This window comes from Flectobacillus major DSM 103 (genome assembly GCF_000427405.1).
Classification (GTDB): domain Bacteria; phylum Bacteroidota; class Bacteroidia; order Cytophagales; family Spirosomataceae; genus Flectobacillus; species Flectobacillus major.
Window position 1 is genome coordinate 3,126,809 of sequence record NZ_KE386491.1, and the last position, 14,779, is coordinate 3,141,587.

Genomic DNA, 14,779 nt, shown 5'->3' on the forward strand with positions numbered 1-14,779 from the left:
AGGAAGTTTGCCTGATAATTGGAAACTCACATACAGGATAGGTTATTCTTCAACAGGTTTACTCTCCATAATTAACGACTACCATGGTTGGAAGTGATTCGTTATGAAGCCTATCAAAAGACGTTACGGCATAAACATAGCCACGTGCTTTTTCGGACGTATTATCTAAAAACGTATTGTCTCGTCCAATATACAAGACCTTTTCTATTTTTTGTAAATTGATTTTTTCGGCTTTCTCAAAACGATACACAGCAAAATAGATATTTTCGTTGCCATCAGAAGCAACTTCTCCTGGTTGCCACACCAGTTTGTTTTGTCCTTGTTCCTTCAACAAAATAACCCTCTGAGGCTGTTTGGGAGCAATACTGTCTTTCCAAGGCATAGGTGGAATAAAAGCAGGATAACGATAAAAATCGGTACGTAGCGAGTCTTGAATACCGCCGTAGTTTTCGGTAAGACATTTAGAGCTAAAATACATTCCTCCCTGAACACTTAAATTTTCACGGTCGATACGAATTTGGCTTGGCGTTTCGGTATTAGTCCAGCCCGATTTTATTTTATAAATACCATGCCCAATATACAAGTGGCGGCCAAAGGTATTTTGTGTCCACCAATTTACCAGAGTTTTGTAAGGTACTTTATTGTGACTTCTTTCAAAATACACCTGCGGAGCCATATAATCTATCCAGCCTTTTTCTAGCCATTTGCGGGTATCTGCATAAAGAGTATGGTACGAGGTTGTTCCAGCCTGAGTTTTTGAGCCTTGGGGTGTAGTAGCACTATAATTTCGCCAAACCCCAAAAGGACTAATCCCAAACTTAACATAAGGCTTCATTCGCTTGATAGTATCACTAATTTGGGCTATCAGCAAATCGGTATTGTTTCGTCGCCAATCTTCGATATTTTTAATGCCATTATTATACTTCCTAAAGGTTTCTTCATCTTTCAACTGCTGGCCAACCACAGGATAAGGATAAAAATAGTCATCGAAATGAATCCCATCGACATCATAATGCTTGAGGATTTCGGCTACTACTTGCACGATATAATCTCGCACTTCGGGAATACCAAAATTCAGTATTTTCTGCCCATCGTAAGTCAACATCCATTCTGGCCGAGTTACACTAATATGCTCAGGCATAATAGTGGAAGCTTTTCTGAATGTAGCCCGATTAAGATTGAGCCAAGCATGGAACTCCATATTGCGTGCATGGCTTTCCTGAATCATAAAATCGAGAGGGTCGTAGAATGGCTCTGGAAATTTGCCCTGTGTACCTGTCAAAAATTCAGACCATGGCTCAAGCCCTTTAGCATAATAGGCATCGCAGGCATCACGTACTTGTACCATGACAGCATTAATATTAGAGCGTTTATGTTCGTCTAATATTCTAATAAAATCTTTTTTCTGAAGGTCGGAATTATATTGTCCTCGCTGAGGCCAATCAATATTTTCAACGGTAGCAACCCAAACAGCTCGAAACTCATATTTGGATGGAACACTAAGAGAGCGATTTTTTTGAGAATGACAACTCGAACAAAGAAACACACAGAACAGGCATACCTGAAAAATTATCTTACACATAAACATTAAAAGGGTGTGCTGATTAGCTACATGAATTCTCAAAGCACTTTAATTCAAAATAAGGGTTTAATAGTATTTATCATGATTGGGTGCAGCACTTATCAAATATATACAATTGATTATCAGTAAATTACCAACAAACTATTTTTTACAACGATATTACTGCAGTACAACGTAGCAAAGGATACTTATATTACTTCAATCCTTCTTGGTACAATACAATAATTATGCAAGTTATTCAGAAAAAGGGGAAAATGTATGCTGATTAAGAAGTTTCGATACAAAAATCCATGAACGGATGCCTATTAAAGCAAAGCGGTTATTACCAACTGGAGGTAATAACCGCTTGAATAAAATCGGAGATATAAGCTGAAGAAAAATTATATATTGAATAGTCTCTTACACTATTACTTCAAATACTGGCCATCTTTGGGAAGGTATAACGATTAAGAGCCACAAGCTTTTTGCTAAATAATAGTAAAACGCTCTGTATTTTTTACAACGTTCTACATTCACAAACAATACACCATGTGTACCAATAAATTATTGATAAAAATAGCTAAAATTTAATTGGTATCTACCGAAAACATATAGCCAACACCTTTAAGGGTTTTGATATAATACTCGGGTATCTTTTCACGAAGTTTTCTGATATGTACATCTACGGTACGTTCTACCACGTACACATCCGAGCCCCATACTTTTTCCAATAGCTCGTCTCGGCTAAATACTTTATTGGGATGATGTGCCAAAAAAGATAGCAATTCAAACTCTTTTTTAGGCATCACCAAAGCTTTACCATCGTTGAGTACCGTATAATTTACACGATTAATAAATAACGCTCCTATTTCTAGTTTATCCTCGGCTTCTGTTTGTTGCGAATCCCTTCTTAGTATAGCTTTCAAACGACTCAACAAGGCACGAGGCTTGATAGGTTTTACAATATAATCGTCGGCCCCTACATCAAAAGCAGCCACCTCGGTATATTCTTCTGCACGAGCAGTTAAAAATAAAATATACGTATCTTTAAATTCTGAGAGTAGCCTAATTTGTCGTGCGGTTTCGATACCATCCATTTTAGGCATCATTACATCCAACAGGATAAGGTCGGGCTTAAATTTCTTTGTAACCTCCAATGCCTGAAGCCCGTCGGTAGCCGAAGCCGTGTCAAAACCCTCCTTGGTGAGGTTGTACTCTAATAATTCAATAATGTCTGGGTCGTCATCGACCAATAGGATTTTTGGGTTTGGTAGCGTATTGCTCATATCTTTGGGTATTAGTCGTTGAGTGTTAGTCTAACTTCGTTTAAAATCCAATAAGATTTGATTTTTCAAAGTTTTGGCTACTTGACTAACTCTCAAAAGCCGATACAAAATTAGTTATCTCAATATTAAGGAATTGTTAATTCTTACGTACTAAAAATATTTCTCCTTGTTCATTGGTAATCAAAACGTCTGTCTCATTCAAATAAGCAATAGCTTCGGTTTGTTTATGCGGAAATTTCAGGCAGTATAATGGAGAAGAAAAATCTATTTGCTGTTTATTAACGGCAAAGTAATAAATCTTTCCATAACTTATCAATACAAACTCACTTTTATTCGGATTGATAGCCGCTCCTGTTATCAAATTTCGCAATTTAATACTTGATTTAGGCACAAGTGTATGTATTCCTTTCCGATTCGACAATCCGTACAATTGTACCTTATTTTTATACCAATTTTTGGAAAATATATACAGCGAATCGCCCAAAGCTAGCATTGCTTCGGCATCGTAACTTACTTTTTGCTGAGGCTTTCCCTGTGGCTGTACTTTGGTATATTGTAATTGAAGTGTATCCAAACGTTGATTGGCTTGAAGCTTATAAATAGTTAAATCTTTTCGCTGATGACTATTATTGCCAAAATCGCCAATATAAATATTCCCAGAATCATCTTGTGTAATTTCTTCCCAATCTATATTTTGGGTATGGGCAATTTTCTTAGTAGCTAATAATTCGCCCTTCAGGTTTAGATGATATAACATGGCTTTTCCACCACCGTCGTTGATAGTCCAAAAGGTGGAATCTTGTAGATTGACAATCAAGCCTGAGCTTTCGTTGATTTCTTGGGGCAAGTTACCCACTTTTTGTACAGAGAATGCCTTTTTACCTTGCTGAAAGCCCTGATTTTTTATTTCCGAGCCACAGTTACACAACGACAATTTTAGGTTAAAGAGCCACCAAAGAATTTTATATTTTATCATTCAAATAAAGTATTTTAACTATTTTTGACAACAAACCATCTTGCACGTAATACAAGAATCAATCCGGCAATAGGTTTTTCACTTAATACATCCCTTAAATTATGTTATCAGAAATAAAGCTTCCCCCGTCGGCTAAAATACTCATTGGATTACTTTCGGTATCAATCATTATTTGGTGGATGTACGTCCTTCAAGAAATTTTGATATTGATTTCGTTTTCGGTATTATTCTCGATGTTGTTATATCCGTTGTGTCATCGCCTCGAAAAATGGCACTTCCCACGTACACTAGCCATTTTTGTTTGTTTATTAGTCACCTTTGGGATTTTGGCGGGGCTTATTTCGTTGACAGCTATGCAAGTTGCAGATTTTTCGGATGCCTTACCTAATTTCCAGAAAAAAGGTGAACATTTAATTAACGAACTGCAATCGTGGGCATCGCAAAACTTCCATATTAGTCGCAAAAAACAAGTAACCGAAATCAAAAATCAGTCGATGATTTTGTTAAAAAGTAGTGGCAATATCATTACCAATGCTTTAAGCACAACCCTCAACTCGTTATCGTCGGCACTTTTGATTCCGATTTTTGTTTTTTTCTTTTTGCATTATCGTGATTTTTTCCGTCGCTTCTTTTATATGTCTTTTGGGCGTGGCAACCGAAATAGAATCGATCTAATATTTAATAAAATCTATTCGGTTGTGCAAAGTTATCTATTGGGGTTGCTTACTGTGATTATGATTGTGGCAGCACTCAATACTTTTGGCCTTTGGATGTTGGGTATCGACTATGCTATTTTCTTTGGTACATTGGCAGCATTTTTACTACTCATTCCTTATATTGGTATTATGATTGGGTCGATATTACCTATGTTAATGGCTCTTATTACCAAAGATTCGCCTATGTATGCTTTGGGCGTGGCGGGTGTATTTTTATCTGTACAGTTTTTGGAAGGGAATTTTATTACGCCTCATATTGTAGGCTCAAAAGTAAGTATCAATCCACTGGCAGCTATGATTGTCTTGATTTTGGGAGGCCAGCTTTGGGGAATTTCGGGGCTGGTATTGGCATTACCATTTATTGCTATTCTCAAGGTAATTTTTGATAATATCGAAGCCTTAAAACCTTTTGGGTTTTTGTTGGGCGAACCAGAAAGAAAGCGAAAAATCAGCAATATGCTATAAGAATCTTATCTGTGGCTTTTATCTATTAGCAGACTTATACACTTGCCTGCTAATAGATAAAATATCAAGTAGTTATAAACTTAATAATTCTTTAAATCGAATAGCTTGGCGACGAGATATTTCTATTTTATCGCCACTTTCTTTGAGTGTTACTTGTAAACCACCAGAAAACCAAGGTTCAATCTTTTGAATATATTTCAAATTGATAATGTGCTTACGATTGGCACGGAAAAATACTTTAGGGTCGAGGCGTTCTTCAAGGGCATTCAATGATTTTAGGACTAAAGGTTTTTGGTCGTCGAAATAAAGGCGAACATAATTGCCCATTGATTCAAACAGACGGACATTGCCCAATCGTACAAACCAGCACTTTTCACCATCTTTTACAAACACTTGGTCGTTTTCGCTCAAAACAGTAGCACCTTCTTTGGCCGATTCGGTAATTTGTCGCTGACGGTCAAACTCCTCCTCTACTTTCTGTATAGCCTCGCTCAAACGGTGTAATTCAATTGGTTTCAGCAAATAATCAAGAGCATTAAACTCAAAAGCCTTGATAGCGTATTCGTCATAAGCTGTTGTAAAAATCACCTCAGGCACATTGCCGTCCAACTCGGCCAATAAATCGAATCCTGTTTTACCTGGCATCTGAATATCCAGAAATATCAAATCAGGATGAAGTTCATCTATCAATTGAATGGCTTCGTCGGCATTGGGGGCTTCACCAACTATATTAATTTTAGGGAAATTTTCGAGCAAGCGTTTCAGTTCGTTTCTTGCTAATCGTTCATCATCAACAATTATTGCTTTCATGTATTTGGAGTAATTGAGTTTGGCAACCAAGCTTTTTAACTTACAAAGTGACTGTACATACAAGCACTCAATAAAGGGGTATTTGAGGTACAAAATAGCTTCCTATAAACTTTCGTCTATTCAGAACAACACTTTCGTTCCTGCTATTTTACTTATACTTTCAGATTCACAATTTGGGTAATCTTGGCAAAAGGGTTTTCTTTATCTTCTACTGTTTGGGCAGGAATAGGTATTGTTATTTCTGCGGTTACGACATCTTTGGATGCTTGGTATATTTTGAATTTCGACTCTACACCAAACAGCAATTCAAGACGATGAGCTGTATTTTCCAAACCAAAACCTCCCGAATCAGTAGTTTCCAGTACACCAGTATTACTAATAATAATCATAACTTTATTGCCATTCATTTTGGTTTCTAGGCTTACAAAACCTCCTTTTACTGGTTTTGAAACACCATGCTTAATGGCATTTTCGACCAAGGTTTGCAGCAACATCGGTGGTACTTGGCAACTGAGTGTTTCGGGATAGATATTTTTACGAATTTGCAAACGCTCTTCATAACGAATTTTTTCTAAAGCCAAATAATCTTCTACCGTTCTGAGTTCTTCAGAGAGCGACACCGTTTTGCGTCGGTCGGCCAATAATGAACTCCGCAAGATATTCGATAGCTGAGTTACTGCTTTTTGGGCTTTTTCGGGTTCTTCCAAAATCAAAGCACGAATACTATTGAGGGCATTGAACATAAAATGTGGATTCATTTGAGCTCTTAATACCTTCGATTCTGTTTCACGAATAGACGACTCCAACTTTACTTTTTCTACCTCTATTTCAGACTTACGCTGAAAATAATGAGAGGCATAATAAAATAATGTCCAAATCGTAAGAGGTTTCATAAAACTAAAAATATACTGTAACATAAAAAACAAAGACCAAAAATTGGCATGTTCTTTCTCGCTCAAAAGGTAAGAATCGAGTGGAATATTGACCAAAGCCATAATTACCGACATCACAAATACCGATATCAAAATTCGAGGTATGACTTTATTGATAGGCAGCTCTACCCAGCCATATTTTTTGATAATCTTCCTAAAATTGTGGGTAATCAAAATAGCAATAGCGGCATTGAGGTCGGCAGCTATGAACCAGTCGATAGACCAGCCAAAGGTATTTACATAAATAAGAGCTTCGTTAGCTAGCCATGCCAACCAACCAAAGATTTGTAATGTCCAATATAATTTTAGTCTTGGCATATCTAAATGAGTGTATTCTCGTTTTAAAATGTACTATATAAAATGGTAAGGATAGTTGAGCATGCTGAAAGTAACTATAGCCCTTCGCTACTAATGATTCGGTTCAAATTAATAGTAAAGAAAGCACTTTTAACCCATAAAATCAGTAAACGGAATAAGGAGATGATAAATGGCTTGCTATTGGGTTGAAAAAATATTATAAATCTGAACACTCCGTTTTGAATACTTTTCTATTTTTTGGAAAAATTATCCAAAAAAGAAGGGAAGATACCTTTTGAGTACCTTCCCTTCCTTACAAAAATCAGTTGTTATACAACTATTACAAACCAAATAAATGTGAAGTATCGCATTCTAGTTCGGCAAAAAAGCTTTGAGTTTCGTAATCATAAATAAGTTTGTACAAGCACAAATTGGCATGTTCAAAAGTATCCATTTCTTGCAAAGGCTTATCGAGTAGCATTGTCAAAATGATTCGCATAGCTCTACCGTGCATGGCCACCAATACGGTTTCTTCATGAGGGCGAGACAATATAGTTTCGATAACAGGTTTTTGGCGTTCTATCACTTGCAAGGGGCTTTCGCCACCTTCAGCCTGCATATCGACCCCACCCGACACCCAGCTATCTATCAAAACCTTATAATACTCATTATCTTGGTCGTTAGGGACACGGCCTTCTCTGACACCCCAGCTAATCTCATTAAGCCCCGCATGCTGTTCCCAAGGAATACCCGATTCTATAAACTTTTTCACAGATTGGTGAGTTCTTTGTAAAGCCGAGGTATAAACTTTATCAAATGGAATATGTTGATAATTTTGATAAAATGCTTCTGCCTGAGCATGGCCGAGTTCGTTCAACTCTGAATCAACTCCACTACCCTGTACAATGCCCTGACGATTAAAATCGGTTTCTCCGTGACGAATTAGATATATTGTTTTCTTTAAAGGAGTATTTTGTTGGGAGTTAGACATTCTGTTCTGTTGTAATTAGTAGTACCAAGTAGCTTTAAAATTGTCACAAAAATACATTTTTTAAGCAATATTCGTATTAAGCTCTTTAAAAATACCTATATCTTTATCGATAAATATAATTTTCACACATAGTTGGTTATCCACACGTTATGATAAACACGTCCTATTCGTTAGAACAAATTAATGCCATGAGCCACAACAATATGTTGGCTCATTTAGGAATAGAATTCATAGAAATCACCTCTGAGCATATTATTGCTAAAATGCCCGTAGACCACCGTACCAAACAACCGATGGGCCTGCTTCATGGTGGGGCTTCGGTGGTACTAGCCGAGTCTATGGGAAGTGTTGCATCTTTCCTTAGCCTACCCGACCCCCAAAAACAAACAGCTGTGGGCGTAGAAATCAATGCCAATCACCTCAAGTCTGCTAAAAATGGGTATGTCTATGGCAAGTGTACGCCTATTCGATTAGGAAAGAGTATTCAGGTTTGGGAAATCAAAATTACCAATGAGGCCAACGAACTAATATGTGTGAGCCGTTTAACAACAATGGTTATAGATATTAAGTAAGCTTGCACATTTTCAACATTAACAGATTAATGATCGAGCCATTATTTAATCTTAGAATGCAAAGATGAGCCACTCAGCAACAAATCGATCGGCATGTTACTCAATTATGTATTATGGTGTTTTGGTAAATAAATACTCTATTTTTAGAAACAAGAGGATTCTAAATTTTGTTATATTTGAAATAAAATTACTATCAGATATTCAAAATAGAATCAATTATCTGATTATCAAACAGTTAAATATATCAACAACCTTATATAAATATCGTAAAAATATGACTCCAACTTCGGAAACTCATATTTCTGTCAAAGCCCTACAAATGGAATCTTTCTGGCATACTGCTATTTCGGAAGGACTCCCTGTAGCTATATGGAGACTCCCTAAATCGACTGATAAACAGCTACTTATCGACCTTGCTGGACGAATAAGCCACACTAAAATTGATTTGGAAGAACTCCCTTCGGGCTTTGCTATGAGTCCTTTTATAGGCGAATCGCTCTTTTTAAAAGGAGATTTATATTTTCAATTTGATACTCAAAATCAAATCATAAACGAATTTCAAAATCAGTCGGACGAAGCCCAAGAGTTTGCAAGGAAAGTTCAATTGTTTTATGATAAACAAGAGGACTTGGACTTTAGCTCAAAACCAGCCGAACAACCCGAGGTTAAGCCTAAAAAATCTTTTGAACACCCTACCGAAACGTCATTGTATAACGAAATGACCTATGCCGAAATGGTTTCGGGAGCTATAGATTCCATTCAAAGGGGCGATATGCAAAAGGTAGTTTTGTCAAGAACCAAGCAAATAACCCTGCCTGCCGATTTTGAGGTAATCGACGCATTTAATAAGCTTTGTGTGGCCTATCCCAATGCCTTTGTGTCGTTGGTATATTTACCACAAGAAAAAGCTTTGTGGCTAGGAGCAACGCCCGAAACACTGATAAGCATGGACAAAAATGGTATATTCCGTACTATGTCGCTGGCTGGCACACAATCGGCGATTGGTCATAATGGCGAAAAATACCACCCTGCCGAAATTCGTTGGTCGTGCAAAGAAATAGAAGAACAGGCATTTGTTAGTCGCTATATTATCGAATGTTTCAAAAAAATTCGTTTAAGAGAATATATCGAAATAGGCCCCAAAACAGTTCAAGCTGGCAATTTGATGCACCTTCGTACCGACTACACGGTCGATACCAACGAGGTCAACTTCCCTCAATTGGGTACAGTTATGACCGAGCTACTGCATCCTACTTCGGCTGTCTGTGGTACACCCAAAGAGCCCGCGTTACGCTTTATTGCCGAAAACGAATTACATTCTCGTGAATACTACAGTGGTTTTTTAGGGCCTGTAAATATCCAAAACGAAAGCCATTTGTTTGTCAATCTGCGAACTATGAAGATTGTAGGCAATCAAGCCACCTTATTTGCAGGTGGTGGTATTACCGAAGACTCCAATCCTGTAAAAGAATGGTACGAAACAGAAATGAAAAGCCAAACGCTTTTAAGGGTAATTTTATAAACATGAGTCATCTTGAATAATCAAACAAGGCGGTCGAAATTAGTTTTTCGACCGCCTTGTTTGATTAATAGTCAATAAATGCCAAAAAGTTGTGTACTTTTTTCCAATAAATACAAACAGCCTCTTATAAATTACCCCAAATGTGGGATGAATCATGTTTCTTGAATGTATTTGTTTCTTAATGTTTCATCGAAAAGCTTTCTGATTTTTTTTCTATATCGCCAATAATAGTCAACTTTACGGTATCTATTCGGGCATCTATCATTTTCAAAATTTGAAAATTAAACGGATGCAAAATAATGGTTTCGTTCTCTTCTGGAATATCTTCATTGATACTAATAATCATACCTCCAAGTGTATCGTAATCACCTTCTGGCAAATTCCACTCGTATTTTTCATTCAGGTAATCTATTTCCAAACGAGCCGAAAGTAGATACGTCTTGTCTTCGAGCTTCTTTTCTATCAAATCTTCGTTATCATCGTATTCGTCTTCTATTTCGCCAAAGATTTGCTCCATTACATCTTCCATACTAATAAGCCCAGCTGTACTACCAAACTCATCTACTACCAAAGCCAATGATTTACGTTCTTTAGAAAACCTAAACATAAGGTCTTTGGCAGGCATAGCTTCGGGTACAATCGGAATAGGCGTTAAGATACTTTGAATATCTTTGGGCTTTTTGAAAAGAGCCAATGAATGACAATACCCAACCACATCCTCCAACGATTCTTTGTAGACTAATACTTTTGAATGACCGCTTTCAACAAAGGTTTTCTTGAGTTCTTCTATGCCCCCTTCTATATCCAAAGCCACAATTTCGGTACGAGGAATCATACAATCACGTACTTTTACTTGCTTAAATTCTAGGGCATTATTGAATATTTTGGTATCTACTTCTGCTTCTTCCTCAGTCGATATTTTACGATTGAGGTTCTGCATATAATGGTTCAAATCGGTCAGACCAAAGGCAGGTTTTTCTTCCGAATATTCTAATCGAAGTATGTGTTTGATAAACCAGCTCGATAACCCTACAATAGCCCATACTAAAGGATACATCAAGGTATAAATAATCCAAATCGGAATAGCTAGCACTTCCAGAAAACCATCGGGATTCAATAAGAAAACACTTTTGGGGGTAAATTCGGACGTACCCAATATAATAACCGTACCAATCAACGAGGCTATAATACCAGGAACAAGCCCTGTGCCGAACATCGGCAAGTAATGCTCGATTTGATGATGTAAATAACCTTCCATAAATATACCATAAGCTACCAACGACAAGGTATTACCTATGAGCATTGTACCTATAAATGTAGAAGGGTTTTTGATAAATCTAGAAATAATTTGTCCAGTGATAACACCTTGTTTGGCCTGAAGCTCAAAATACAGCTTATTGGCTGAAACAAACGCCATTTCAACACCTGAAAAGAATGCTGAAAAAACCATTGATACTATAATTCCTAATGCTTGTTGGGAGTCCATCTCGGATTGATTTCAATTAAGGTTAGAGATAACCGATATACTTTAAACCTGAAAATAAACCTTCTCTAAACTACAATTTGCATTTTTTTGGTCAAATTTCAAAAAGAAAGAGCGATTTATCAAACCGCTCGACCCAAAATTTAATATATGTCCTGTTATTTCTTACCTTTTGTCAGGGCTTTTCGCTGTAACTTTTTGGTGTCTTGAGCTGCCTTAGTATTTTTTTCTTGGTTACTTTCTTCTTCTTTTTTTAAGCGAATTTGTTTGACATACTGAAAGTAAAACAAACAGCCAACGGCCATCATCAACCAACTATAGTGGTAGAAAATGCGTGTCCAAAAGGTATCTATTTCGGGCGGTGTACCTGCTCGTAAATCTAGTACCCAAATAATGATAAAACCTATAGCTGCCGAAAGCAGGAGTATTTCTTTTTTACTCATGAATAAATACGAATTAGATATGGAGTAGTGCCATATTGACAGGTACAAAGCCTTATAGGAGGCATTGTACCTGTTCAATTTTTGCACAAAATATTGCGATAATACCTTATGACAACCCTTTGTCTCGCATTAATCTAAACTCACGATAACGACGTATGATAGCCATTACAAAACCCACAATCAAGACCAGTGTACCTATCCACAAAAGATTGATAAGAGGTTTTTCGTAAGCTTTCAAGACAATAAAGTCGCGCTGAGTTGTATTAATAGCAAAGGTGAATTTACCTGTTTTAGGATCGATATTAGTAAATCTTGCTCTTACTCCTACCTCATCGTTTTCGACAGGAGGCATGGCTATCATCCCATCACGAATCACAAATACAGGTTTTACTTCGTAAGGGTGAAAATCTTTACCAATAATCAAAATTTTGGCCTGTACAGCAGCATCGTTGTTGGCCAATGGCTTTCCTTCAAATGATTCTACACGACGGACATCGTCAAGTACCGCTACGTAGTCGTTCAAGAAGAAGGTGTCTTTTACGGCCACTGTAAAGTTTTCGGTTTTGCTCCACTCTTTTTCTTCCAAATTAGGAGCTAAAGCCACATACGTGTACAAATCGCCCAAAGCTGTATGCTTCAATGCTGGCGAGGCAGCATTGCCCATTTTCTTGTTGATTTGGAAACGAGGGAATAGAGTAGTTACCTGCCCTTGTTTATCTCTAAAATCAATTTCGTAATATTTATTTTCAGGGAACACAGGCAATGTATCGCCTTTCGAATAATACTTTTTACCCTGCTGCTGAATATCTTCTAAGGCTACTGCATGAAAATCATTCTCAATCATTTCTACCTGACTTGGCAATAAGTATTCAGGTAGTTCACGTCCTTCTACTCTTACACCTTTATAAGTAAGGGTATATTCGCCCATTTCCTGTGGGGTATTGAGCCACAGCAAAACATTCTCTTTGTTTTCTTTGTCATTGTTTTTGGTAAAAGCTTCATCTTTATTAGAAATGGCAAAACCACTGGTATTCAACGAAACAACTTTTGAATAACCCGACGAAAACAAGATACCCAACAACATCAAAGCAATACCGATGTGAGTAACGGCACCTCCCGATAATTTGTAATTACCACGCATGATATTCAACAAAATACTAGCGTTGGTAATTAGGGCAAAAATACCTGCAAACATCAAGGCTATATAAGTAGGGTTTTCAAAAAAATCGCCTAAACGCAATTTGGTAGTAGCAAAAATACCCAAAAAAGTAAGTACCAACGAAACCAATGTAGGCGTAAGCAAATGCTGGCTAAGGCTTTCTTTTTTCACTTTTTTCCACCAGAAAAACTGTCCTATACCCGAAAATATCGCTATTCCTACAGCAAACCACAATTGGAATTTTGAATAATAAGTAGCAGCGTCGGCTGGAGGGGCAAGGTTTGATACAAAACCCAATGCTTCTACTATTTTGTTATATACAGGCAATGAAGTAGCAGATAAAATCTGAAAAGAAGACAAACACAACGTAGTTGCTCCCATAAAAATCCAAAACTCACGACTATAAGTCGAAACCTCCTTCTCGTCGGTTGGGATATTTTTCCAGCGGTAGGCCAACAAGGCTATTGAGGCTACCAAGAAAAACAAAAGATATAACAGCAACTGACCCGACAAACCTAAATCGGTAAATGAGTGAACAGAGGCTTCGCCCAATACACCACTACGATTCAGGAAGGTAGAATATAATACCAAAATAAAGGTTACAATAACCAAAATAAACGAAATACGCAAAGCAGATTCATTGGTTTTGTAGACAATCATACAGTGAATAGCCGCTACCAATACCAACCAAGGTACTAAAGATGCGTTTTCGACAGGGTCCCAGTTCCAGTAACCGCCAAAATTGAGGGTTTCGTAAGCCCAATACCCCCCCATAATAATACCAACACCCAGTACCAATGCCGAAAACAAAGACCAAGGTAAGGCAGGACGAATCCATTCTTTGAACTCACCTCGCCACAAACCCGCAATTGCATAAGCAAATGGAATCAATGTTGTAGCAAAGCCCAAAAACAAAGTTGGCGGGTGAATAACCATCCAATAGTTTTGTAACAATGGGTTTAGGCCACGGCCATCGTCAGGTACAAAATTGGCATTCATTTTCCAAACAGGCAGGTCGGGCATAGCTTCACGCATCAACAAAAATGGCGATGAACCAATTTTGAAATCGATAACAGGCAATACAATTCCCAAAATCATAGAACAAAGAAATGCTTGTACCGAAGCAAATACCACCATTAAAGGTGCTTCCCAATTACGATTAGTTTTGATTAGGATAACCCCTAAAACAGCATGCCAGAAAATCCAAAGTAAAAAACTACCCTCTTGACCTTCCCAAAAACACGATACGATATAATAAACAGGAAGAGCTTTTGAAGAGTGCGACCATGCGTATTGATACTCGAAATAGTGGTTATAAATAATAGTATAAAGAGCGGCAATAACACCTACTACCGAAATACCATGAAGATAAAAAGTATATCGAGAAAACTTTCTCCACGATTCTTGTTCACTTAAATCTTTTGTTTGCAGTGATTTAAAGTAGCCAATTGTAGCAATCACCGATGTCACGAATGATATAATGATGCACAAATGACCGACATTTCCAATACTTGTATGTAACATTGCTGATTGATGGGTTTGGGGAGATAGACCCTAGTTTTTAGA

Annotated in this window: 12 protein-coding genes; 3 read left to right on the top strand and 9 right to left on the bottom strand. The window is 37.3% G+C overall.

The genetic code is table 11. The features are described 5' to 3' along the window. Positions 1 to 58: 58 nt before the first annotated feature. From FLEMA_RS70055 to FLEMA_RS0125895, 3 genes are all read right to left on the bottom strand, one after another. Positions 59 to 1,582 carry a glycoside hydrolase family 10-like protein gene (locus FLEMA_RS70055; protein WP_229359453.1) on the bottom strand — a complete coding sequence of 508 codons (1,524 nt, stop codon included), beginning with the start codon at positions 1,580 to 1,582 and terminating at the stop codon, positions 59 to 61. Between the two features lie 566 nt (positions 1,583 to 2,148). Then, complete coding sequence (locus FLEMA_RS0125885) at positions 2,149 to 2,847, bottom strand: response regulator transcription factor (protein ID WP_026997818.1); 699 nt, start codon at positions 2,845 to 2,847, stop codon at positions 2,149 to 2,151. A gap of 136 nt (positions 2,848 to 2,983) precedes the next feature. Further along, positions 2,984 to 3,823, bottom strand: coding sequence for a YjiK family protein (locus FLEMA_RS0125895; protein ID WP_026996165.1), 840 nt, complete (start codon positions 3,821 to 3,823; stop codon positions 2,984 to 2,986). 101 nt (positions 3,824 to 3,924) lie between these two features. Between FLEMA_RS0125895 and FLEMA_RS70060 the strand changes: the two genes are divergently transcribed. Further along, positions 3,925 to 5,004 carry an AI-2E family transporter gene (locus tag FLEMA_RS70060; RefSeq protein WP_044171965.1) on the top strand — a complete coding sequence of 360 codons (1,080 nt, stop codon included), beginning with the start codon at positions 3,925 to 3,927 and terminating at the stop codon, positions 5,002 to 5,004. A gap of 72 nt (positions 5,005 to 5,076) precedes the next feature. Here FLEMA_RS70060 and FLEMA_RS0125925 read toward each other — a convergent pair whose 3' ends face one another. The 3 genes from FLEMA_RS0125925 to FLEMA_RS0125955 all read right to left on the bottom strand — a co-directional run bounded on the left by FLEMA_RS0125925 (position 5,077) and on the right by FLEMA_RS0125955 (position 8,034). Further along, on the bottom strand, positions 5,077 to 5,814 hold the full coding sequence (locus tag FLEMA_RS0125925; protein WP_026996167.1) for a LytR/AlgR family response regulator transcription factor: 738 nt from the start codon (positions 5,812 to 5,814) through the stop codon (positions 5,077 to 5,079). A gap of 152 nt (positions 5,815 to 5,966) precedes the next feature. Further along, entirely contained in the window at positions 5,967 to 7,064 is a 1,098-nt protein-coding gene (locus FLEMA_RS0125935; RefSeq protein WP_026997819.1) for a sensor histidine kinase, read from the bottom strand. A gap of 319 nt (positions 7,065 to 7,383) precedes the next feature. Next, positions 7,384 to 8,034, bottom strand: a complete 651-nt coding sequence (locus FLEMA_RS0125955) for a histidine phosphatase family protein (RefSeq protein WP_026996168.1) — start codon at positions 8,032 to 8,034, stop codon at positions 7,384 to 7,386. Positions 8,035 to 8,183: 149 nt separating this feature from the next. Between FLEMA_RS0125955 and FLEMA_RS70065 the strand changes: the two genes are divergently transcribed. Further along, positions 8,184 to 8,606 carry a hotdog fold thioesterase gene (locus FLEMA_RS70065; protein WP_044171966.1) on the top strand — a complete coding sequence of 141 codons (423 nt, stop codon included), beginning with the start codon at positions 8,184 to 8,186 and terminating at the stop codon, positions 8,604 to 8,606. A gap of 274 nt (positions 8,607 to 8,880) precedes the next feature. After that, on the top strand, positions 8,881 to 10,128 hold the full coding sequence (locus FLEMA_RS70070) for a chorismate-binding protein (RefSeq protein ID WP_044174785.1): 1,248 nt from the start codon (positions 8,881 to 8,883) through the stop codon (positions 10,126 to 10,128). A 178-nt stretch (positions 10,129 to 10,306) separates the two neighbouring features. Here FLEMA_RS70070 and FLEMA_RS0126030 read toward each other — a convergent pair whose 3' ends face one another. The 3 genes from FLEMA_RS0126030 to ccsA form a co-directional block, all read right to left on the bottom strand. Further along, the gene (locus tag FLEMA_RS0126030; RefSeq protein WP_026997820.1) at positions 10,307 to 11,614 is read right to left on the bottom strand and encodes a hemolysin family protein; all 1,308 of its coding nucleotides are present in this window, start codon (positions 11,612 to 11,614) and stop codon (positions 10,307 to 10,309) included. Between the two features lie 155 nt (positions 11,615 to 11,769). Next, a complete protein-coding gene (locus tag FLEMA_RS70075) occupies positions 11,770 to 12,054 on the bottom strand; it encodes a hypothetical protein (protein WP_044171968.1) in 285 nt (94 codons plus the stop codon). Between the two features lie 106 nt (positions 12,055 to 12,160). Further along, positions 12,161 to 14,737 carry a cytochrome c biogenesis protein CcsA gene (gene ccsA, locus FLEMA_RS0126050; protein WP_026996170.1) on the bottom strand — a complete coding sequence of 859 codons (2,577 nt, stop codon included), beginning with the start codon at positions 14,735 to 14,737 and terminating at the stop codon, positions 12,161 to 12,163. Between the last annotated feature and the right edge of the window lie 42 nt (positions 14,738 to 14,779).